The 22,688-nt window shown below is 65.1% G+C and carries 12 protein-coding genes and 2 tRNA genes; 10 read left to right on the top strand and 4 right to left on the bottom strand.

Features of this window, described 5'->3' with window-relative positions; all coding sequences use genetic code 11:
- Positions 1-26: 26 nt before the first annotated feature.
- Positions 27-854, bottom strand: coding sequence for a type I methionyl aminopeptidase (gene map, locus LB569_RS29125; protein WP_140701584.1), 828 nt, complete (start codon positions 852-854; stop codon positions 27-29).
- A 427-nt stretch (positions 855-1,281) separates the two neighbouring features.
- Between map and LB569_RS29120 the strand changes: the two genes are divergently transcribed.
- The 7 genes from LB569_RS29120 to LB569_RS29090 all read left to right on the top strand — a co-directional run bounded on the left by LB569_RS29120 (position 1,282) and on the right by LB569_RS29090 (position 16,013).
- On the top strand, positions 1,282-1,578 hold the full coding sequence (locus LB569_RS29120; protein WP_224535081.1) for a DUF982 domain-containing protein: 297 nt from the start codon (positions 1,282-1,284) through the stop codon (positions 1,576-1,578).
- 155 nt (positions 1,579-1,733) lie between these two features.
- A complete protein-coding gene (locus LB569_RS29115) occupies positions 1,734-2,009 on the top strand; it encodes a DUF6074 family protein (RefSeq protein ID WP_318012760.1) in 276 nt (91 codons plus the stop codon).
- A 303-nt stretch (positions 2,010-2,312) separates the two neighbouring features.
- Positions 2,313-13,346 carry a hypothetical protein gene (locus tag LB569_RS29110; protein ID WP_224695057.1) on the top strand — a complete coding sequence of 3,678 codons (11,034 nt, stop codon included), beginning with the start codon at positions 2,313-2,315 and terminating at the stop codon, positions 13,344-13,346.
- 195 nt (positions 13,347-13,541) lie between these two features.
- Positions 13,542-13,617, top strand: a tRNA-Cys gene (locus LB569_RS29105).
- 243 nt (positions 13,618-13,860) lie between these two features.
- Complete coding sequence (locus tag LB569_RS29100) at positions 13,861-15,087, top strand: pilus assembly protein TadG-related protein (protein ID WP_181173537.1); 1,227 nt, start codon at positions 13,861-13,863, stop codon at positions 15,085-15,087.
- Positions 15,088-15,091: 4 nt separating this feature from the next.
- Entirely contained in the window at positions 15,092-15,532 is a 441-nt protein-coding gene (locus LB569_RS29095) for a TadE/TadG family type IV pilus assembly protein (protein ID WP_181173536.1), read from the top strand.
- Positions 15,522-16,013, top strand: coding sequence for a TadE/TadG family type IV pilus assembly protein (locus LB569_RS29090; RefSeq protein ID WP_224695029.1), 492 nt, complete (start codon positions 15,522-15,524; stop codon positions 16,011-16,013). Before LB569_RS29095 ends, LB569_RS29090 begins: the two co-directional genes overlap by 11 nt.
- Positions 16,014-16,125: 112 nt before the next feature.
- On the opposite strand, the gene LB569_RS29085 is transcribed toward LB569_RS29090, so the two are convergent.
- From LB569_RS29085 to phaC, 3 genes are all read right to left on the bottom strand, one after another.
- Positions 16,126-16,200: transfer RNA gene (locus LB569_RS29085), tRNA-Glu, on the bottom strand.
- Positions 16,201-16,433: 233 nt separating this feature from the next.
- Positions 16,434-17,687 (bottom strand): YcbK family protein, encoded by a 1,254-nt coding sequence (locus tag LB569_RS29080; RefSeq protein ID WP_224695028.1) that lies wholly within the window; start codon positions 17,685-17,687, stop codon positions 16,434-16,436.
- Between the two features lie 215 nt (positions 17,688-17,902).
- Positions 17,903-19,738 (bottom strand): class I poly(R)-hydroxyalkanoic acid synthase, encoded by a 1,836-nt coding sequence (phaC, locus tag LB569_RS29075; protein ID WP_224695027.1) that lies wholly within the window; start codon positions 19,736-19,738, stop codon positions 17,903-17,905.
- A 98-nt stretch (positions 19,739-19,836) separates the two neighbouring features.
- Here phaC and LB569_RS29070 point away from each other — a divergent pair, with 98 nt between their 5' ends.
- The 3 genes from LB569_RS29070 to LB569_RS29060 all read left to right on the top strand — a co-directional run.
- The gene (locus LB569_RS29070) at positions 19,837-20,229 is read left to right on the top strand and encodes a hypothetical protein (protein ID WP_224695026.1); all 393 of its coding nucleotides are present in this window, start codon (positions 19,837-19,839) and stop codon (positions 20,227-20,229) included.
- A 63-nt stretch (positions 20,230-20,292) separates the two neighbouring features.
- Positions 20,293-21,510, top strand: a complete 1,218-nt coding sequence (locus LB569_RS29065; RefSeq protein WP_224535068.1) for an LL-diaminopimelate aminotransferase — start codon at positions 20,293-20,295, stop codon at positions 21,508-21,510.
- A gap of 37 nt (positions 21,511-21,547) precedes the next feature.
- Positions 21,548-22,688, top strand: a 1,141-nt coding sequence (locus LB569_RS29060) for a homoserine dehydrogenase (RefSeq protein ID WP_224695025.1), incomplete at its 3' end; no start/stop codon positions are given.

Raw genomic sequence — 22,688 nt, 5'->3', positions numbered from 1 at the left:
AACAGGCGATTGAGGGCCACGGGCTCCTAGGCTGGCAGGCCGGGGCGGTCGAGCTTTTTGGGCGACAGGGTGAAAATCTCGCAGCCGGTGTCGGTCACGCCGACCGTGTGCTCGTATTGCGCCGACAGCGAGCGATCGCGCGTCACCGCCGTCCAGCCATCCGACAGCACCTTCACATGCGGCCTGCCGAGATTGATCATCGGCTCGATGGTGAAGATCATGCCGGGGCGCATTTCCACGCCTTCATTGGCACTGCCGTAGTGCAGGATGTTGGGCGCGTCGTGGAACAGCTGGCCGACGCCGTGACCGCAGAAATCGCGCACCACCGAGCAGCGCTCGGCTTCGGCGTAGGTCTGGATGGCAGCGCCGATGGCGCCGGTGCGCGCGCCCGGCCTGACCGCGGCGATGCCGCGCATCAGGCATTCATGGGTGACCTCGAGCAAGCGCTCGGCGGCGCGCTTGATCGTGCCGACCGGATACATGCGCGAGGAATCGCCATGCCAGCCATCGAGGATGTAGGTCACGTCGATGTTGACGATATCGCCATCCTTCAGCGGTTTGTTATCGGGAATGCCGTGACAGACGACATGGTTGATCGAGGTGCAGGACGATTTCGTGTAGCCGCGATAGTTGAGCGTGGCCGGCAGTGCGCCATGATCCATGCCGAACTCGAAGACGAAACGGTCGATCGTGTCGGTGGTGACGCCGGGACCGACCATCGGCGCCAGCTCGTCCAGGCAGCGCGCGGTGAGGTCGCATGCCTTGCGCATGCCGGCAAAGCCTTCCTCGCCATAGAGGCGGATCTGGCCGGTGTTTCTGAGCGGTGCCGTGGCGGCGTCGAGATAGGTGACCATTTTGTCCGTATAGAAGATGACGCGTCGCAGGAGTGCTGGCGCGAATATGCCACCAGATTTGGCACCTGGCGGCGAAAGGTTCAAGGAAGAACTGCCTGGTGCGGCTCCCGCCGCCCGGATATTCGCTTGCCGAACCCAACCGGAGCGCTCGTCCTTGGCGCGCTGTTCGCCTTGCCGTCGGCCTATGTCTTGCTGATGGTGGTGCCCATGGCCTTCGACGCGGAGACCGACCCGGCCAACCAGTAGTCGCTGCCTGGTGCGCCGGAAAGCCTTGCCGGGCCGGCTGCGCCGGCAGGGCTTTCCCTGGCCGGCTGCAGCAAAAGCGGCTGCTTCCGCAGTGACGACACATTTTCGTGGCACAAACGGATAAAGCAACTTTTGACGACGAACGGCGTTGCTTGGGCGACGCCAGTTCGGGAGATGTTGGATGGACAGATTGCAATTCGAGGTACCGGTGCGCATCGCACCAGGTCCCGGCTTGCCGGTCGAGGAAATCTACAGCGTCGAGCAGGCGCTCGATTTTCTGCAGGACTGGCCAGCGCGCCGGCAGGGCCCGGTGTATCAGAAAGCCTTCAATGCCTGTTTTGGCGCCACGGTGGACGTGGTCGAGACCGAAGACGCCTGCCGGGCGTTCATGGCGTTCTGCCGCGTCACCGGATTGATGGCCGGCGACATGATGGCGCCGCGTAAGCGCGGCGGCGAGGCGAGACCGCTGCAGGCCTGAGGCGGCTTCGAATCCCCGGGTGACCAGCTCATCTTCCACCGCGCATGACAATGTCACGCGCGGCGATGCTTCGGCTCGCCTCGTTAAGCTTCCGTTTCCACCTTCGCGGTTAGCCATTGCTTGTTCGGCAATGGTTGATTCGTTGCGTCAGTTTCATGGTTCGGAAGATGTCCCCAGAAAAAGTCCGTGCGTTCCCGATCGATCGTCAGCTATTCTTGGTCAGGGAAGTGGCCGCTACGCTCGGTAGTCTAAACGGCGAGAAGGCCACATCGTTCTGGAGGGCCAAGGCGGCGGAGCTGCTTGATCGGATCATAGGATCGGGCAGAGACAGGGCTACGGCCAGTGACGAAGTACGCAGGTTTTTCCTTGCTGTACAAAGAGAATTGTCGGCCGGGTCGGTTGCTGAACCGGCGCCAGTTCTTTCTGCTTGAAGCAGATTTTATTCCATAGTCTTGTGCTACTTCCCAACAATACGTAACCACCCGACGGTTGCTGCGATTTCTGTGTCTAAACGGCAACAGAGTATCTAAATTACCTCATATCTATTCTTGAGAATACCCGGCCGTGGCTGCGATCTGATAGGTTGCATTAGCAAGGGATGATTCGTTCCGGGTTGGGCGCGGGTCGGGGGGATGGCGATGGCTCTTCGGGAGAGTGCGGTCGGGTCGCGTGGTGTTTCAGCATGGCTGAAACCTCGATGTCTCGGTATTTCCGGCTTCGTGGCGGCAACTGCCGTGACCTTGGTCATGGCGGCGATGCTGTTCATTGGTCCGACCGGTTCCGCCAAGGCGGCTTGTGTTGCGGCCAGTGGCAATGTCGAGAACTGCACAGGCGCGCCAAATGCCGACATCAGCTATACCGCGCCAGGCGTCACGACGCTCAACGTCAATACGCTGACGATCGATCCCAGCCGGATATCGTTGACTGGGACAGGCGCTGCCCCCGCTGACCCAAGTGCGGGTGTGCAGCACTACACCTGCAGCAGCAATGATCCAGCGCGGTGCACGATCACGCCGGCGACGCCTGCCAGCAACGGGCATCCCGCTACCGCCGAGTCGTGCGCTGGGCCCGATTGCGTCGCGCCGCCCGCGACAGCGGCAGGTGGACCATCTGGCAATTCCGGTCCGACACTTACGGTCAACTACAACCAGCCTGCGGCCAGCACCAATACATCCGGCAGCGGCGCGGTGATCGCGAACGGCACCATCGGCGTGCTTGGGTCCTCAAGCGGCAGCCGCGGCGGCAATGGCAGCAATGGCTACGTCTTTTCCAACGGCGGCGACGGTCACGACGGCGCCGATGGCGGTAGTGTTACGGTCAACGTCACCGGAGCCGTCCAGACGAGCAACAATTGCGTATTGCCAACGGCATGTCCCAACGCGGGCATCGTTGCGAGCAGCGTTGCTGGCGATGGCGGCGACGGCGGCGACGCCAAGGGCATCTCGGGCAATGCCGGCGACGGTGGCTTGGGTGGCAGTGGTGGCACGGCTACGGCCAACTTCAATGGCGGCAGCGTCGAGACCTTCGGTAACTACTCCGCTGGTGTCGTCGCTATCAGCCAGGGCGGTCATGGCGGCAATGGCGGCGGTGGCGGCGGCCTGGTCTTCAACCCCGGCGGCGGCAGTCCGGCTGGCAGCGGCGGCAACGCCAACGTCTTCACCGGCGTCGGCACGACGATCGTCACCCACGGTATCTATTCGCATGGCATCGTCGCGCAATCGATCGGCGGCGGCGGCGGCGGCAGCGCCGGCGGTTTCGGCCTCTTCTCTTCTTCCGGCGGTAGCGGCGGCAATGGCGGCAATGGCGGCATCGTCCAGGTCACCAACAATGCCGCCATCACCACTTGGGGCAACAATTCGCAAGGCATCCTCGCCCAGACAATCGGCGGTGGCGGCGGCGACGGCGGTTCGAATTTCGGCCTGTTCGCCTCGGGTGGCAGCGGCAGTCTCGGCGGCAATGGCGGTCCGGCCAATGTCGTGACCGTCGGAGTCACCAATTCGGGCGCGATCGTCACCCACGGCCAGGAATCGAACGGCATCCTTGCCCAGTCGATCGGTGGCGGCGGCGGCAATGGCGGCAATTCGGGCGGTCTCGTGTCGCTAGGCGGCAACGGCGCCTCGACCACCAATGGCGGCATCGTCGAAGTGACGAACACCGCCGCCGGTTCCATCGACACCGACGGCAAGCAGTCGGCCGGCATCTTCGCGCAGTCTGTCGGTGGTGGTGGCGGCAATGGCGGTACGTCCGGCGGCCTGTTCTCTGCTGGCGGCAAGGGTGGCGCCGGCGGTAATGGCGCCCGCGTGACAGTCACCAATGCCGGTGATATCGAGACCGGCAAGAACGCGATCTTCGACAGCACGGCGGCGGTCAATTCGGCCGGCATCTTCGCGCAATCGGTCGGCGGCGGCGGCGGCAATGGCGGCGGCGCCTTCTCCGGCGGCCTCGGCTTCAGCGTGGCCCTTGGTGGCGCTGGCGGCAGCGGTGGTACGTCCGGCGCCGTCGAGGTGCTGCGGGACGCCAGCGACACCGCCTATTCCATCATCACCCATGGCGACCAGTCCGACGCTGTGTTCGCGCAGTCGATCGGTGGCGGTGGCGGCAATGGCGGCTTTGCGGTTTCGGGCGCGATCGGCCCCCTTGCCCTTGCCATGGGCGGAGCGGCCGGCAATGCCAGTGACGGCAACACGGTGACGGTGGAGACCGCCGGCTCGCTGACGACCTACGGCGACGGCTCGCGCGGCATCTTCGCGCAATCGATCGGTGGCACGGGTGGCAATGGCGGCGCGGCGATCGCGGTCGCGGTCAATGCCACGGGAACGTTCGCGGCGGCGATCGGCATCGGCGGCAATGGCGGGAAGGGCGGGGCATCGAAGCTCGTTACAGTGTCGAGCCTGAGCGACATTTCGACATCTGGCGACAATGCCGCCGGCCTCGTCGCGCAATCGGTCGGCGGCGGCGGTGGCAACGGTGGCTATTCGATCGGCGGTGCGATCGGCGGGATCGGTATCGCGGTCAACATCGGCGGCCAAGGCGCCGGTGGCGGTGCCGGTGCGGATGTCATCGTCGGCAGCTCCGGCTCGATCCATACCAAGGGCGAGAACTCGACCGGCATCCTGGCGCAATCGATCGGCGGTGGCGGCGGCAATGGCGGCTTTACGGTCTCGGCGGCAATTGGCGTCGGCGCGGCAAGCGTCGGCCTTGGCGGGGCCGGCGCCGACGGCAGCAACGCTGGTAACGTCATCGTCAACGCCGACGGCGCCAACCATGCGGTCACCATGGCCGCTTATGCCGGCACCTGGAACCTGGTCACCGAAGGCAAGAACGCCGTCGGCGTTCAGGCTGAAAGCATCGGCGGCGGCGGCGGCAATGGCGGCTTCTCCGGCAGTCTGACACTTGGCGGCGTGGCCGCCGTCGGCGTCAACCTTGGCGGCAAGGGCGGTGGCGGTGGCGATGCCGGCACGGCGACCGTCAACAATGGCAAGAAAGTCGGCAATGTCGTCACGCAAAACAGCATCCTGACCATCGACGACGGATCGACCGGCATCCTGGCGCAGTCGATCGGCGGCGGTGGCGGCAATGGCGGCTTTGCCGTGACGGTGAGTGGCTCTGGCTCCTACGAGGGCGCCGGCGGCGCGGCGGCGGTATCGATCGGCGGCAGCGGCGCCACGGGCGGCGTCGGCAAGGATGTTTTCGTCACCAGCTACGGCAACATCGCTACAAACGGCAAACAGGCTGACGGCATTCTGGCACAGTCGATCGGCGGCGGCGGCGGCAATGGCGGCTTCAGCGTCGCCGGCACGTTCACCACCGGCGCGTTCGGCGCCTCGGTGGCGATCGGCGGCAGCGGCGGCACCGGCCAGCTCGCCGGCGCGGTCACCGTGACCTCGACCGGCAACATCCAAACGCATGGCGACCAGTCGATCGGCATCATGGCTCAGTCTGTGGGCGGCGGCGGCGGCAATGGCGGCTTTGCCGGTTCCGGCGCGATCACGCTGCAGGGTGTGGCAGCAGCGGTCGGCCTCGGCGGCAATGGTGCCGGCGGCGGCAGCGCCAAGACGGTCAAGGTCACCTCGACCGGTAACATCACCACCTATGGCGACCAGTCGATCGGCATCCTGGCGCAGTCGGTGGGCGGCGGCGGCGGCAATGGCGGCTCGACCGTGTCGCTGGCTCTAGGTCTGGATGCGGGCATTGCCGTTGGCCTTGGCGGTAAGGGCGGCGCGGCGGGCGCCGGTCTCGACGTCACGGTCATATCGACCGGCAATATTTCGACTGGCGCAGGCTTCACAGCTGGAGACGTGCGCGGCACGGGTGCCGCCGGCATCCTGGCGCAGTCGGTTGGCGGCGGTGGAGGCAATGGCGGCTTTGCCGGATCGCTCGGCGGCGGCAAGTCGATCGCTATCGGCGTCTCGCTTGGCGGTAACGGCGCCGGCGGTGGCGCCGCCGACATCGTCAAGGTGACGAGTACCGGCAACATCTCGACGAATTTTGACAATTCCTCCGGCATCATCGCCCAATCGATCGGCGGCGGCGGCGGCAATGGCGGCTTTGCGGTCGCCGTCTCGGGCGCGATCGGCGATCCTGACGCGGCTACGGCGGCTGTCGCCATTGGCGGCAAGGGCGGCGTCGGCGGCATCGGCAAGGACGTGACGGTGACGAGCACCGGTACGATCACAACGACCGGCAAGTTCTCCAACGGCATCCTGGCGCAGTCGATCGGCGGCGGCGGCGGCAATGGCGGCTTTGCCATCGCGGGCTCGGCGACGACAGGCAATGCCGGCATCGGCGTCGGCGTCGGCGGCAAGGGCGCGACCGGCTCGACCGCCGGCAAGGTGGTCGTCAACAGCTACAGCCTCGTCGACGGCAACGGCCTGCCGGTGCTGCAGGCGCCACCATCAAACACCGTTTCGATCTGGACCCAGGGCGACAATTCTTCCGGCATCTTCGCACAGTCGGTGGGCGGCGGCGGCGGTTCGGGCGGCTTCGCCGGCAGCCTCGGCGTCGGCCTTGGCGGCGGCGGGCTGGGTGTCAGCATCGGCGGCGGCGCCGGATCAGGCTCGAATGCCGATACGGTCACCGTCACCAGCTACAACAACATCCTGACGCAAGGAAAAGATTCTTTCGGCATACTGGCGCAATCGGTGGGCGGCGGCGGCGGCAATGGCGGTTTCGCCATCGCGCTGTCAGGCAGCAACGCCATGGCAGCAAGCGTCGCGGTCGGCGGCTCCGGCTCGAGCGGCGGCGCCGCCGAGGCCGTCACCGTCACCAGTCATGGCAGCATCGAGACCGATGGCGACGGCTCGCATGCGATCTTCGCCCAATCGGTCGGCGGCGGCGGCGGCAATGGCGGTGGCGCCGTGGCCGGCACGCTGACCGGCCGGGGTGCGGGCAGCCTGGCCGTCGGGGTCGGCGGCTCGGGCGACAATGGCGGCGACGCCAAATCGGTAACGGTCACCTCGACCGGCGATCTCAGGACCGAAGGTTTGAAGGCCGACGGCATCCTGGCGCAGTCGATCGGCGGTGGCGGCGGCAATGGCGGGTTCTCGGGCGCGCTTGCGATCACCGCGGGTCAGGGCGCGGTGGGCGTCGGTGTCGGGGGTTCGGGCGCCGGCGGCGGCAATGCCGATACGGTCACCGTAACCTCGACCGGCAATATCGTTACCCTAAAGAACGGTTCGAACGGCATCCTGGCGCAATCGGTGGGCGGCGGCGGCGGCAATGGCGGCGCGGCGGTGACCATCGCCGGCTCCGCGCAGCAGGCGGCCGCGGCCGTTTCTGTCGGCGGCAGCGGCGCCAAGGGCGGCACTTCCAAACTGGTAACCGTCAACAATACCGGCACGATCGACACGACCGGCGACAAGGCGAACGGCATCCTGGCGCAGTCCATCGGCGGCGGCGGCGGCACAGGTGGTTTTGCCATTTCCGGGGAGATGGTCGTCGACGGCGCCGGCGGCGCCGCTGTCAGCGTCGGCGGCAACGGTGGCACCGGCCAGGATGGCGGTGCCGTCATCGTCAACAGCAATGTCGGCACCACCCTCGCCGACAACAACGCAACTGTCCACACCGTGGGCGGCGATTCCAACGGCATCTTCGCGCAGTCGGTCGGCGGCGGTGGTGGCGATGGCGGTTTCTCGGGCGCCATCTCAGTCACCGGCCAGAATGCCAAGGCCGCGATCGCCGTGTCGGTCGGCGGTTCAGGTGCGGGCTCCGGCGACGGCAAGACCGTCAATGTCACTTCGGTCGATAACGTCCTGACCGAAGGCAACGGCGCGAACGGCATCCTGGCACAGTCGGTCGGCGGTGGCGGTGGCAATGGCGGCTTCTCCTTTGCCGCGACCATCAAGGGCTCGCTCGGCAAGAACCCGGGCAAAAACGGCGCGGTTTCGGTATCGCTCGGTGGCGGGGCCGGTTCCGGCGGCGATGCCGAGAAGGTCACGGTCGATTCAACCGGCATCATCCAGACCGGCGGCGACAAGGCCTTTGGCGTGCTGGCGCAGTCGGTCGGCGGCGGCGGCGGCACTGGCGGGCTCAGCGTGGCGGCGGCTCTCAACCTCGGTGAGGGCGGCAACCAGATCACCGCCGCGGTCGGCGGCGAGGGCGGTGGCGGCGGTACGGGCGGCGAGGTGCTGCTGACGCGGCACGGCTCGACCGTCACAACCGGCGACCAGTCCGTCGGCCTCTTCGCACAGTCGGTCGGCGGCAGCGGCGGCAATGGCGGCATGGCGATCTCCGGCGTGATTGCCGGCACCGACGCCAAGACCTTGTCGGCCAGCGTCGGCGGCTTCGGCGGCGCCGGTACCAACAGCGGCAAGGTGACGATCGACAATACGGGTGCGATCTCGACCTATGGCATCGAATCCCATGCCATCCAGGCACAGTCGATCGGCGGCGGCGGCGGCAATGGCGGCATGGCCGTCTCGGCCGTGATCGGCTCGCTGGGCACGGGAACCAATTTCAACGCCGGCGTCACGGTCGGCGGCTTCGGCGGAGACGCCGGTTTTGCCGGCGACGTTTTCGTGACCAATCACGGCCTGTTGCAGACCGGCCTGCTCGCGGCGGGCCAGACCACGACCAATGGCGATGGCGCTTACGGCATCTTCGCGCAGTCGGTCGGCGGCGGCGGCGGTTCCGGCGGCAACGCCATCACCGGCGTGCTCGGCCTCAACGGCAACAATGCGGGCACGCAGGTCAACGTCAGTGTCGCGGTCGGCGGCGCGGCCGGCGACGGCAACAAGGGCGGCAACGTCACCATCAGGCAGTATGGCGGCATCGAAACCAGCGGCGTGGGCGCTTTCGGCATTCTGGCGCAATCGATCGGCGGCGGCGGCGGCACCGGCGGCCGCGCCAATTCGATCTCGCTGCAGCTTGGCGCGAAATGCACCCTTCCGAAAGTCTGCGAACCGGCCGGCGGCAAGCCGAACTGGAATCTTCAGGGCGTCGTCGGCGGTGCCGGTGGAACCGGCAACGACGCCGAGACCGTCGAGGTCGGCAATTATGATTTCATCACCACCCATGGCGACAAGTCGTCCGGCATCGTCGCACAATCGATCGGCGGCGGCGGCGGCATCGGTGGCGACGCTTATGTGGGAACGGGTGGCCTCTTCGCGATACCTTACGTGCCGGTCGATCCGACGCTGCTGCTGAAGCCGCTCGGCACCAGCAGCCTGACCAGGTCCGGCACGGTCGCCATTGGCGGCAACGGCGCTGGCGGCGGCAATGGCGGAACCGTCATCGTTGCCAATGAAAGCGTGATCACCACCTTCGGCACCAAGTCGGATGGCATTCATGCGCAGTCGATCGGCGGCGGCGGCGGCGATGGCGGCGACGGCCAGGCCGGCGCGCTCGGCACCGTCGGTATCGGGGGCCAGGGCAAGGCCGCCGGCAATGGCGGCTCGGTCACCGTGACCAACGGCAAGACCGACCTCAGCCAGGCCGGCACGGCCATCATCGAGACGCACGGCACGTCGCCAACCCCTCCGGCCGAAGGCGCCCCGAGCGCCGATCCCGAGCAGGGCTATTCCGCCGGCATCTTCGCGCAGTCGGTCGGCGGCGGCGGCGGCACCGGCGGCGGCGCCGGCGGCCTGCTGTCGCTCGGAGGTTCCGGGAAAGCCGGTGGTATAGGCGGCCACGTCACGGTCAACAATTATGGCGGCATCCTTACGCATGCCGATGATTCCGTTGGCGTTTTCGCGCAATCTATCGGCGGCGGCGGCGGCGCCGGCGGCTCGCTCGGCATCAGTGCGATCGCCGTCGGCGGCTCCGGCGGCTCAAGTGGCAATGGCGGACAAGTGGATGTCATCAACGACGCCATGATCGAGACGCACGGCATCGATTCCTACGCCATCCAGGCGCAGTCGGTGGGCGGCGGCGGCGGTTCGGGCGGCGGCAAGAATGGCGGCATCACCGGCTCGATCCCGGCCTTGATCGCGATCGGCGGCGCCGGCGGCTCGTCCGGCATCGGCGGCATCGTCACCGTCACCAACAACAACAGCCTGCACACTTATGGCGCGGGTGCTGATGGTATCAACGCGCAGTCGATCGGCGGCGGCGGCGGTTCGGGCGGCCGCGCGATCGGCTTCATCGCCGTTGGCGGCAAGGGCGGCGATGTTGGCAACGGGACCATGGCCGGCAGCAATGGCGGCGGCGGCGCGGTCACGGTCAACAACAATGCCAATGGCACGATCACGGTCGAGGGCATCGGCGCGCATGGCATCTTCGCGCAATCGGTCGGCGCCGGTGGCGGCTCGGGCGGCGGCGGTATCGGCGCCAGCATCGTGCCGACTTCGGTCGGCGTCGGCGGCGATGGCGGCAGTTCGGGTGACGGCGGTGTCGTCACCGTCAACAACCACGGCGACATCACGACCGTGTCTGCTTCCTCGGTGGCGATCTTCGCCGAATCGATCGGCGGCGGTGGCGGCAACGGCGCCATGAGCATTGCCGCGGCGCTCAGCCCTGGCGCCTTGACATTCGGCATCGGCGGCGACGGTGGTGCCAGCGGCAAGGGCGGCGACGTCAACGTCACCAATTTCAGCGACGGCTTCATCCACACCCAGGGCTTTGGCTCGACCGGCATCATGGCGCAGTCGGTTGGCGGCGGCGGCGGCAATGGCGGGGCGACCTACTCGGTGGCCGGCGGCGTTCCCGGCTTCTCGCTGGCGCTGGGCGGCAAGGGTTCCGCCGGCGGCGACGGCGGCGTGGTCACCGTCGTCAACAACGGCCAGATGCAGCTCGACGGCGACAATTCGGTCGCGATCTTCGCGCAGTCGGTCGGCGGTGGCGGCGGCAGCGGCGGCACCGCGATCGCGGCGACCATCGGCCCGCCGGTGTTCATCGGCGGCGACAGCGGCGCGACCGGCAAGGGCGGCGATGTCACCGTCACCAACACCGGCGTGATCGTGTTGAAGGGCAATGGCTCGGTCGGCATTTTCGCGCAGTCGGTCGGCGGTGGCGGCGGCGTGATGACCGCCGGCACCGATGGCATCATCGAGGCTGTCAATGGCGGCAGCGGCGATGGCGGCAAGGTGACGATCAACAGCAATGTCGCCATGCTGATCACCGGCGACAATTCGGTGGGCGTCTTCGGCCAGAGTGTCGGCGGCGGCGGCGGCGTTGGTGGGTTCTCCGGTAATTTCCTCGGCCTCGACCAGGCACCGGCTGCAACCAGCCTGATGGTGAGCCCGTTCTCGACGCCGGCACCGCAAGGGTTCATGGGCAGCGCCGGCGGCGCCGGTGTGGGCGGCGACGTCACGTTCGAGCAGACCGCCAACCTCTATGTCACCGGCAAGAACTCATCCGCGCTGATGGAGCAGAGCTCCGGCGGCGGCAGCGACATCGCCGACAATGGCGACATCAACGTCACCATCGCCAAGGACGTGATGATCATCGGCGGCTCGGGCACCGGCGCCGGCGTCAGCTACCTGGACGGCAGGGACAATGTGCTGACCAACAACGGCTTCGTCGGCGCGGTCACCGGGGCCGACGGTTGCATCCCCGGGGTCGACGCGGGCTGCGAGCGCAAGATCGACGGCTATGCCATGCTCGGCGGCGTCGGCAACGACACCTACAACAATTTCAAGGACACGATGGGCTCGATTGCCCTCGGCGGTGGCCAGAATGCCTTCAACAACGAGAAGGACGCCATTTACCGGATGGGCGACACCGTCGACCTCGGCGGGACCGGCCAGTTCAGCAATGACGGCTATGTCGCGCCGGGCGACCTCGACCATGTCCTGACGACTTACGTCACGGGGAACTGGACGCAGTCGGGGATCGGCACCTACCTGCTCGACCTCGATCTCGACCCGCAAGCCGATCAGATCAACATCACCGGCACGGCAGACCTCGATGGCAAGGTCAATCTCAACATCATGGAACCAGGTGCCGCGAAGCCAGGCACCGAGGAGTACCTGATCCTGCATGCCGATGGCGGCATCACCGACAGCGGGCTCGTGCTCGACTCGATCCCCAGCGCGGTCGCTCTGTACAAGCTGGTGTATGAGGGCCTCGACGATCTCTATCTCAATGTCGATATCAACTTCGCCCGCACCGGCCTGACCGAAAACCAGACCTCGGTCGGCCGGGCCGTCAACGCCATCCAGACGGATCTGACCTCGCCGGCCTTCGAGAAGATCGCCGCTGCGCTGTTCTATATCCCGACGCTCGATCAGCTTGGCGCTGTCTACGACTCGATCTCGGGCGAGGGTGTTTCTGGCTTCGAGCAGCCGCAGTTCGACGCCTATGACACATTCATGGCCTCGATGAACCGGCAGGCGAATTTCTGGCGCACCGGGCTCGGCACCGATCCAACGGATTATTCCCTCAAGCCGCAGGCCTATGACGAGCCGGCGGCGAAGAAGAAGGATCCGTTCAAAGCCATGCAGCCGGACGAACGGCGCTGGAGCTACTGGGCAACGGCCGGCGGCAACGCCGGTGACCTCGGCGGCGATGCCGTCGTTGGCAGTGCCGAAAATGTCTACAGGGGTGGCAGCTTCGCGGCGGGTCTGGAGTCCACCGGCGACTCCGACATGGTGATGGGCTTTGCGCTGGGCGGCGCGGCGGCGTCCTTCGCCGTCGACGACCGCCAGACCTCCGGCAACATCATCGGCGCCCAGGCCGGCGCCTATGTCGCGCGCAAATGGGATCAGTTCTACATCAATGGCGGACTGGCCTTCGGCCTCTACAACAACAATGTCCATCGGGCGACCTCGGTACCCGGCTCGGACACACCGCTCGATCCCGTGCCCGCGATCACGACGGAGAACTGGCGCAGCAATTTCCTGAGCGCCGGTTTTGGCACCAATGTGGAGGCCGGCTGGCGCCAGCAAGTGGGCCAGGGCGCGATCACGCCGTTCGCCGCGCTCCAGTTCTCGTTCCTGTCCATGGATGCCTTCGACGAGACGTCGCTTGGCGGCGGCGCGCTGGGGCTCAGTTTCAACCAGCGCGTCATCACCTCGCTGCCGGTCTCGCTCGGCTTGCAACTCGACACGACGATCGCCGCAGGCGGTGACCGGTCGCTACAGGCCTGGGGTCGTGCGGCATGGGTGCACGAGTTCGAACCCGACCGCTCGGTCAAGCCGAGCTTCCAGGCGGCGCCCGGCTATTCCTTCGTGATTCAGGGCGCCGCGGCGGCCGAGGACGCGGTCGCCGTCAATGCCGGCCTGAAGATGAACTGGAACAGCAACACCTCGATGTTTGCCACTTTCGACGGCAAATTCGGCGACGGCGTGCAGACCTATGGCGGCAATGTCGGCTTCAAGGTGAACTGGTAGGATAGCGACGGAAAAGAGAAGCCAGCAAGGGCGTGCAGCCCTTGTGGAGCCAGATGCAATTCACGTCCGGCAAGCGAGTCCTGCATGACATGTATCTGCCGTTTGACGGGCTCTTTTCCACAATCGGGAGTTGCTGAAAGTTTTACCCACGACATCAAGAGACTTTAAACTTCTGCCCGATAGCAAAGCACGTATGGCCTCGTGGCGGAGCGGCTACGCTAGAGACTGCAAATCTCGGAAGCCTCGGTTCGATTCCGGGGCGAGGCCTCCAAAATTCCGAAGCGGATAGGCAGGTGGATCGGGCGGGGCTGGACGCCCATCCCCGGCCTATTCTGGCATTGCGCCAAGCGGCTTCACGCGCGCTTTGCCGCTCGGGTGGAGTGATCCTGCCCACGAAGATGTCAGCATGCGACGATCGGCCAAGACGCTGTTTGAAGCCAATGGCGCCTGCGAGCACAAATGAACCGAACTTTTTAGCCGTTCGTTCATATATGCATGCTTTCTAATTTAAGTTATGGCTTTCAATTGCGTCACCCGATTTTGGCTCGCGGCGACCGGCATATGCCGGAGCAGAAATGCAAACGTTGCCACCATCTTCGCCCTCAGCCTGCCGATCGTCGTGGGTGCGGCGGGTTTCGGCGTGGAGACGTCCTACTGGTACTATAACAGCCTGAGACTGCAGGCCACGGCCGATGCCGCGGCTTATGCCGGCGCGCTAGAGCAGATCTCTGGTTCCGACAAGCCAACGGTCATCGCGGCGGCAACACAGTCGGCCGCGACGAACGGGCTTGGCGCGGGCACGATCGTCGTCAACACGCCGCCGGCGTCCGGGCCGAACACGGCGAAGAAAGCTGTCGAGGTCATCGTCAAGCAGAACCTCGACCGCGTGTTCACGGCGATCTTCACGCAGACTCAGGTTCCCGAACGGGCGAGGGCGGTGGCCCTCATCACCAATGCCTCGAAGGCCTGCATGACCGCGCTCGATCCGACCGCTTCGCAGGCCGCACTGTTTTCCGGCAACACCGCGGTGAAGGTCACCGGTTGCGTGATAATGTCCAATTCGATCGCGCCGGACGCCATCAAGCTACAGGGCTCGGCGAGCCTCCAGGTCGATTGCCTGATATCGGCGGGCGGTGTCTCTCTCAGCAACCCCGTCACGACCATCTGCGCGGCGCCGATCACGCAGGCGCTGCCTGTCGCCGATCCATTTGCCGACCTGCCGACCCCGGCGGCATCGAATCCCTGCCAGAATGACAACAAGGCGACGCTGAGCCCAGGCACCTATTGCAACGGCATGTCGCTGAAGGGCAATGTCACCCTCTCGCCCGGCGTCTATGTCGTTCAGGGCGATCTCAAGATTAACGCCAACGCGGCCATTGTCGGCAGCGGTGTGACCATCTTCATGTCGGGCAGTTCGACCGTCGGCATGAATGGCACCGCCTCCGTGAAGCTCAGCGCACCGACCTCCGGTGCCTATTCCGGTGTGCTGTTCTACGGCGACAGGACCGGCAACAGCGCGTCCAGCACATTCAACGGCACGGCGGATTCGCTGCTGACCGGAGCCATCTACTTCCCCAGGCAGCAAGTGAGTTATCTCGGCAATTTCTCGGGCAACATCGGCTGCACCCAGGTCGTCGCCAATACGATTCAATGGTCCGGCAGCACAACCATCAACCAGGATTGCACGAGTCTCGGAATGCGCGACATTCCGGCGGCGCAGTCCGTGGCGCTGGTCGAGTAGCCCTGTGAAACGCCGATCGGTGCCGATCCTGAGCGATAGAGCGGGCGTTGCGGCGGTCGAGTTCGCGATGGTTCTGCCCTTCCTGTGCGTGGCGCTGCTCGGCATCATCGATGGCTGGTCTTACATGACGAGCTCGCTGTCGATGCGCGCCGGCGTCAAAACCGCCGCGAACCTGATCATGGCGGGATCGACCAATGATACGGCGACCCAGGGCGTGGCCATTTCGAGCTGGGAGAAGCGACCGCCGGATGGCCAGGTCACGCTAAGCCGGATTTACAAGTGCGGGACGACGGTGGTCGATGCTTCCACCTTGTGCAGCGGGCCGAAGGCGCCATCGGTCTATGTCCAGATTCAGGCATCGGCGACCTGGGTGCCGCCCTTCGCCTTCGGTGTCTTCTCCAGTTCCAGCGTCATCGGCCATCTGGAGGTGATCCGTGTCCGCTAAAGCAATCCCGGGAAAAGCGCGCAGCGGTTTTCCGTCCGGAATTGCGTCAAAACAGGTATCTTCAGGACGTCGTCAACGGCCTGCTCGAGCTAACGCATTCAGGCGGGATCAGGCGGGTGGGGCCGGGTTGGAATTCGCGCTCATCGCGCCTTTTCTCGTCATGCTGTTGTTCGGCATCTTCGCCTTCGGCTGGTCGATGAACGCCGTCTCCAGCGTTCGCTATACGCTCGAGACATCGTCACGATCACTGCAACTTCAAAATACGTTGACCCAGGCCGACATCCAATCGATCGCGACGCAGAAACTGCAGGCGCTGGGCCTGAAGGATGTGAACGTCACGATCGCCATCGATCCGGCAAGCGGCGGCTTTCGCATGGCGCACCTGACCGCGACCTACGCCTTCGTCATCGATTTTCCCTACTTCAGCGCCTTTCCGATCAACTACGCGACAACCGTCACCGTGCCGCTGGTTGGCAGTTAGGTCAGGCGTGGGCTTTTGCGGTCAGGTGACGCAAGCCCGGCCCGATTCTCGGGCGACATGGCCAAGCATCGGACGTGGGAAAAAAGGTTCTCGGCAAAGTGCTTGAAAAGCCTGGTACGCCCAAGGGGAATCGAACCCCTGTTACCGCCGTGAAAGGGCGGTGTCCTAACCGCTAGACGATGGGCGCGCTCAGACGAAGCGGCTTATACTGACGTTGTGCGCAACCGGCAACCCGTCAGGTGCCGCCTTGGACAACTTTTTTCCAACCTGACAAATCAGCGATTTCACGAGGGGCGGCAGGGCTTGGCGATTTGTGGTGACGTCAGTTGCTTCGTCACGGAGCTCCGCTCCTGCTCCGCCCGTTGGATAACGAAGTTGGCCGCCCTTAGCCGACAGGCTTTCGGTCCGCCAAATCAGCCGCTAGCCGTCGCCACCGCCGCTGCGCCGGCGGCAGCGCCAGTTCCAGTCGCGCTCGGGGCCGACGTCGACATGGACCGATTCGGTGTGGCAATAGGTTCCGACGCCGCCGCGGCCGGGCATGGTCCTGATGTAGTTCGCCAGCTCCCATTTGGAGACGCCGGGCACCTGGATGTCGGCGGCGGCGCAGTACATGTGCAGCGAATTCTTGGCACCGTTGGCGCGGCGGTTGCGGGCCGGGTCGCGATAGCCCGAGGTCACCATCATCTTGCGGCCGTAGTGGCCTTCGATCGTCTTCAGCACACGCACCAGCGACGGCTTCAGGCAGGCGACGTCCACGCTCTCATTCTGCTTCAAGAGGCCGTTGGGCGCCAGGCGGGCCATGCCGGCGGCGGACGCGACCTGATAGCTGCCGCCCGAGCCTTCGTCCTCGTTGAGGTCGACGTCGCTTTCGTCGTCGAGGCCGGATTTGCGCTTGATCTCGAACAGGGCCGTCTGGCGCACGCCAGGCAAGGCGTCGCTGCCCGTGATGTGACCGGCATCGTCACCGCCGGTCGAAGCCAGTTGTATCGGCTTTGCCGTGGAATCGGCCGAGGCCAATGTGATGATCGGCTTTGCCGCCGCCGGGGCAGGCTTGGCCTGCACGACCGGCTGTTCGCCAGATCGTGTGTTGACCAGCGGGGCAGGCGTCGCCGAAGCCGGGGTGGCACCGAACATCGATGCCAGGAAGCCTTTTTTCCTCGGGGCGTCGGCTTGCGGCGCCTCGCCAGCGGTCACATAGACGGGGTTGTTCATCACCGGTGCGGCGGCCGGCTTCGGTGCGATCGCGGCGGCATCCGCGGCGGCGATCTTCTGGGCAACCGCGTCGGTCTGCTGCGCCGTCTGTACTGGTTGTTGCAAGGCCTGCGGCGTCTGTCCCACGATCGTTTCAGCGCCGGCCGGCGTGGTGAGCGGGAAGACAGCCTGCGGCTTGGCCATCGGCACGTAGGCAACCTTTTCGGGGAGCGCCGTGTCGGTTTCGCTCATCACGGTCGTCTGCTCTGTCGCCACCTGCGACGACGAATCGGCGGCGGCGAGCGGCTTGCCGGTGGAGGCGGCGTTCATGTTCGACGCGGAAGCATTGTAGCCGGGCATTCCGACCGACATTGTCGGGTCGCCAGCCGATGTGCAGGAGGCCAGGAGCATCGAGCAGAGCGCTGCCACAATGGCGCGGCGTTCTCCCTTTGCGAGGCTCCATCCTGCTGATTTCAAAGTCAAATTCCCCCTCGATGTCCGGTCGGTATGTCCGAGACGCTGACCAATATGTCCGCGTCAGGGTGACCTTTGTCTCCGATCCGGAAACGAGACCTGTGTCAAATCAGCAAGCCTGTAAGTATTTTTGCAGCGACTGCCGAATTGCGGCTGCTTGATGGTTGACGACACCATTTCGCCCGCTTTTACGGGTCCGTCAACTCACCACACATTACAGTCCGTTACACACGCACCCTGACATAGGTCCCCGGAGCATCGCCCAAGGTTTTCATATGCTTGCCGGGTTTGCGGGCAGGGACGCGGGTGTTGTCCTTGGCCTCTATCCAGCTTTGCCAGTGCGGCCACCAGGATCCGGGATGGTCCTGGGCGCTGGCTATCCACTGGTCGAAGTCGCCTTTCGGCGGGCCGCCGGTCCAGTACTGGTATTTGTTGGATGCGGGCGGATTGACGACGCCCGCTATATGGCCCGATCCCGCCATCACATACTCGACCGTGCCGCCGAAATATTTCGAGCCGAGGAAGACGGACAGCGCCGGCGCGATGTGATCTTCCCGGGAGGCGAGATTGTAGACCGGAATGGTGACATCGCCGAGCGAGACCGTGTGGCCCGCCAGCTCCATCGTGCCGCGCGAGAGGTTGTTCTCGAGATAGCAGTTGCGCAGGTAGAAGGAATGGTTGGCCGCCGCCATGCGGGTCGAATCGGCGTTCCAGTAGAGCAGGTCGAAGGGCAAGGGATCCTTGCCGCGCATGTAGTTGTTGACGACATAGGGCCAGATCAGGTCGCCCGAGCGCAGCATGTTGAAGGCGGCGGCCATCTTGGTGCCGTCGAGATAGCCCTTTTCGTTCATCGACTTTTCCACCGCCGCGACCTGTTCCTCGTCGACGAACACTTTCAGGTCGCCGGCATAGGTGAAGTCGACCTGGGTGGTGAAGAAGGTCGCCGACTTGATGCGGTCGTCGCCTTCCCTGGCCATCAGCGCCAATGCCGCCGCCAGCAGCGTGCCGCCGACGCAGTAGCCGATCGCGTTGACGTCGCGTTCGCCGGTCGCCTTCTCGATCGTGTCGAGGCCGTATTGCAGGCCCTCCCTGATATAGGCTTCCCAGTTCTTGGCGCCGTGGCGCTCGTCCGGATTGATCCAGGAGATGACGAAAACGGTGTGGCCTTGCTCGATCGCCCAGCGGATGAAGGATTTCTGCGGGTTGAGGTCGAGGATGTAGAACTTGTTGATCCAGGGCGGGCAGATCAGCAGCGGGCGCTTCAGCACCGTCTCGGTCGCCGCATCATACTGGATGATCTCGGCGACATCGCTGCGGCCGACCACCTTGCCGGGCGTGGTGGCGATGTTCCTGCCGATCTCAAAGGGCGAATAGTCCGCCTGGCGCAATTTCAGGTCGCCCTTGCCGGCGGCGATGTCCTCGGCCAGCATCTTCATGCCGCGCACCAGGTTTTCGCCGTTGGAGGCGACGGTTTCGCGAAACAGTTCGGGATTGGTCAGGATGAAATTGGACGGCGAGATGGCGTTCGATACCTGCTTGACGTAGAAGCTCGCCTTGTGGCGGGTGTGCTCGTCCAGGCCTTCGGCATGGTCGACCAGCTCGGACGCCCAGCGCGAGGTGACGAGATAGGCCTGCTTGAGGAAATCGAAGAAGGCGTTGCGGCCCCATTCCGGATCCTGGAAACGCTTGTCGCCGCGCTCCGGTTTGACGGCATCGTCGGGCCCTTCGGCGTTGGGGCTGACGCGCTGGATGGCATTTGCCCAAACCGTCATATAGCCGGCGAACAGCCTTGTCTGCGCCTCGAGCGCGCGCTGCGGGTCGGCAAGCCAGTATTCCGAGAGCTTGGAGAAGGTCTTGACCATGTCGACGACCGGCTCGGCGACATGGTCGCGCACCTCACCTTTTTCGCGCGGTTCGGCCCAGGCGGAGGCGGCTTTGCCGGCTTGCTCGATCATCCGGGCCATGTTCAGCGCGAAGCGTTCCGGATCCTTTACCAGATATTGCTCGACCGTCGAAGGTCCGCCATCTTCCGCTTTGCCCGAATCGGGTGTTTTGGACATGGTTCGCGGGGTTCCTCCGGAAGCGTTTTCTTGACATATTAACATGGGACATCCGACAGGGTCCAATCTCGCTCTACCCCGGCTGCCAAGGAAACAATATGACGAATAAGTTTGGCGAGACTGTTTTTTTCGGTGCCGGCCATTTTTGCCGCATCGGCGCGGCGATCATGTTCGTGGCCATTGCCGGATGTTCGAGCACGAATACCAGTGGCCCGGTGCCGATGGCCTCGGACGCCGGCCCGAAGGACACCGGCACCTTTCCGAACCTGAACATCCCGCCGAAAGTGGCGGCGAAACAATTCACGGAGGCCGAGAAGAACGCCAAGCTCGCCCAGTTGAAGGCCGACGAGAACGGGCAGGGCGCCAAGGGCGGCGGCGCGGCCGTCACCAACCAGGCGGCGTTGACCGATCTCGCCAAGAAACACGGACCGCAGACGCTGAAGCAGATCGAAGGCAAATGCGACCCCGCCCTCGACCCTACCTGCAAATGAGTATATAGCGCGCGCCCAATGCCCTAACATTATCCGGGGCTCCCTTCGCTGTCTGGAACCGCCATGGAAGAATTTCACAAGGTCCGCCGGCTTCCGCCCTACGTGTTCGAGCAGGTCAACCGGCTCAAGGCCAGCGCCCGTTCGCGCGGCGCCGACATCGTCGATCTCGGCATGGGCAATCCGGACCTGCCGACGCCGAAGGCCATCGTCGACAAATTGTGCGAGGTCGTGCGCGACCCGCGCACGCACCGCTATTCCTCGTCGCGCGGCATTCCAGGCTTGCGCCGCGCCCAGGCAAACTACTATGCCCGCCGCTTCGGCGTGAAACTCAACCCCGATACGCAGGTGGTGGCCACGCTTGGCTCGAAGGAAGGCTTCGCCAACATGGCGCAGGCGATCACCGCGCCCGGCGATGTGATCCTGTGCCCCAATCCGACCTATCCGATCCACGCCTTCGGCTTCATCATGTCGGGCGGCGTCATCCGTTCGCTGCAGGTCGAGCCCGATGACGGCTTCATTCCAGCGCTCGAGCGCGGTGTCCGTCATTCGATCCCGAAGCCGCTGGCGCTGATCCTCAACTATCCGTCGAACCCGACGGCACTGGTGGCCTCGCTCGATTTCTACAAGGACGTCGTCGCCTTCGCCAAGAAGAACGACATCATCATCCTGTCCGACCTTGCCTATTCCGAAATCTATTTCGACGGCAATCCGCCGCCCTCCGTGCTGCAGGTTCCGGGCGCCATGGATGTCTGCGTCGAGTTCACCTCGATGTCGAAGACCTTTTCCATGCCCGGCTGGCGCATGGGCTTCGCCGTCGGCAACGAGCGGCTGATTTCGGCGCTGACCCGGGTCAAATCCTATCTCGATTACGGCGCCTTCACCCCGATCCAGGTGGCCGCCGCCCATGCGCTCAATGGCGACGGCGCCGATATCGCCGAGGTGCGCGACATCTATCACAAGCGCCGCGACGTGATGGTCGATGCCTTCGGCCGCGCCGGATGGACCATCCCGGCCCCGGCCGCCTCGATGTTCGCCTGGGCGCCGATCCCGGAGCCGTTCCGGCATCTGGGATCGCTCGAATTCTCCAAGCTGCTCATCGAGCATGCCGACGTGGCGGTGGCGCCAGGTGTCGGCTTCGGCGAGCATGGCGACGATTTCGTGCGCGTGGCGCTGGTCGAGAATGAGCACCGGATCCGCCAGGCGGCGCGCAACATCAAGCGCTTCCTGTCGACCAGCGCCAAGCAGCCCAACAATGTGGTGCCGCTTTCCGCCCACCGGTAAATACAAATTCGATCTGACTTGAGGGACGCCGCCTTCCATGGCTGAAGCACTGCGTGTTGGAATTGCCGGACTTGGCACGGTCGGTGCCTCGGTGGCGCGCGTGCTGCGCGACAAGGCGACGGAACTGACCCGCCAATGCGGGCGAGACATCGTCGTGGCGGCGGTGTCGGCGCGCGACCCGAAACGCGACCGTGGCGTCGATCTCGGCGCCGCGATCTGGTTCGACGATCCGGTGAAGATGGCGCAGACCGCCGAGATCGACGTGTTCGTCGAGCTGATCGGCGGCGACGAGGGACCGGCGCGGGCTTCGGTGAAGGCCGCGCTCGAAGCCGGCCGCCATGTCGTCACCGCCAACAAGGCGCTGCTTGCCAAGCATGGCGTGGCGCTTGCCGAGATCGCCGAGAAGAAGGGCGTGCTGCTCAACTACGAGGCCGCGGTGGCCGGCGGCATTCCCGTCATCAAGACGATGCGCGAAGCGATGGCCGGGAACTCGGTCACCCGCGTGTTCGGCATTCTCAACGGCACCTGCAATTATATCCTGACCCGCATGGAGGCCGAGGGCGTCTCTTTCGATGTCGTGCTGAAGGACGCGCAGCGGCTGGGTTACGCTGAAGCCGATCCGACCTTCGACATTGAGGGCCATGACACCGCACACAAGCTGTCGATCCTGACCAGCCTTGCCTTCGGCACCAGGATCGCTGCCAACGACATCTACATGGAAGGCATTTCCAACATCACCCAGGCCGACATTCGCGCGGCCGGCGATCTCGGCTACCGGATCAAGCTGCTCGGCGTCGCCCAGCGCACCGAAAGCGGTATCGAGCAGCGCGTGCACCCGACCATGGTGCCGACGGCTTCCGTCATCGCGCAGGTGCATGGCGTTACCAATGCGGTGGCGATCGAGACCGATATTCTGGGCGAACTGCTGCTCTCTGGCCCAGGTGCGGGCGGCAATGCCACAGCTTCGGCGGTCATCGGCGACGTCGCCGACATCGCCAAGAGCCGACCCGGTTTCCAGCACGGTCCGGTCTTCGGCCGTCCGGCGAAGGAGTTGAAGCCCTACAAGAAGGCGCAGATGCGCAGCCATGCCGGCGGTTACTTCATCAGGCTGACCGTGCATGACCGCATCGGCGTCTTCGCGGCAATCGCCAAGCGCATGGCCGACAACGACATTTCGC

It is taken from the genome of Mesorhizobium sp. BH1-1-4 (genome assembly GCF_020165665.1).
Classification (GTDB): Bacteria; Pseudomonadota; Alphaproteobacteria; order Rhizobiales; family Rhizobiaceae; genus Mesorhizobium.
The sequence above is the reverse complement of the archived record's forward strand: the minus strand, read 5'-3'. Positions and strand labels throughout refer to the sequence as shown.

Coding starts and splice junctions, on each gene's coding strand:
- LB569_RS29120 (WP_224535081.1), top strand. CDS start 1,282: ATGGACAGATTGCAATTCGAGGTACCGGTGCGCATCGCACCAGGTCCC.
- LB569_RS29100 (WP_181173537.1), top strand. CDS start 13,861: ATGGCTTTCAATTGCGTCACCCGATTTTGGCTCGCGGCGACCGGCATA.
- LB569_RS29070 (WP_224695026.1), top strand. CDS start 19,837: ATGACGAATAAGTTTGGCGAGACTGTTTTTTTCGGTGCCGGCCATTTT.
- phaC (WP_224695027.1), bottom strand. CDS start 19,738: ATGTCCAAAACACCCGATTCGGGCAAAGCGGAAGATGGCGGACCTTCG.
- LB569_RS29065 (WP_224535068.1), top strand. CDS start 20,293: ATGGAAGAATTTCACAAGGTCCGCCGGCTTCCGCCCTACGTGTTCGAG.
- map (WP_140701584.1), bottom strand. CDS start 854: ATGGTCACCTATCTCGACGCCGCCACGGCACCGCTCAGAAACACCGGC.
- LB569_RS29115 (WP_318012760.1), top strand. CDS start 1,734: ATGGTTCGGAAGATGTCCCCAGAAAAAGTCCGTGCGTTCCCGATCGAT.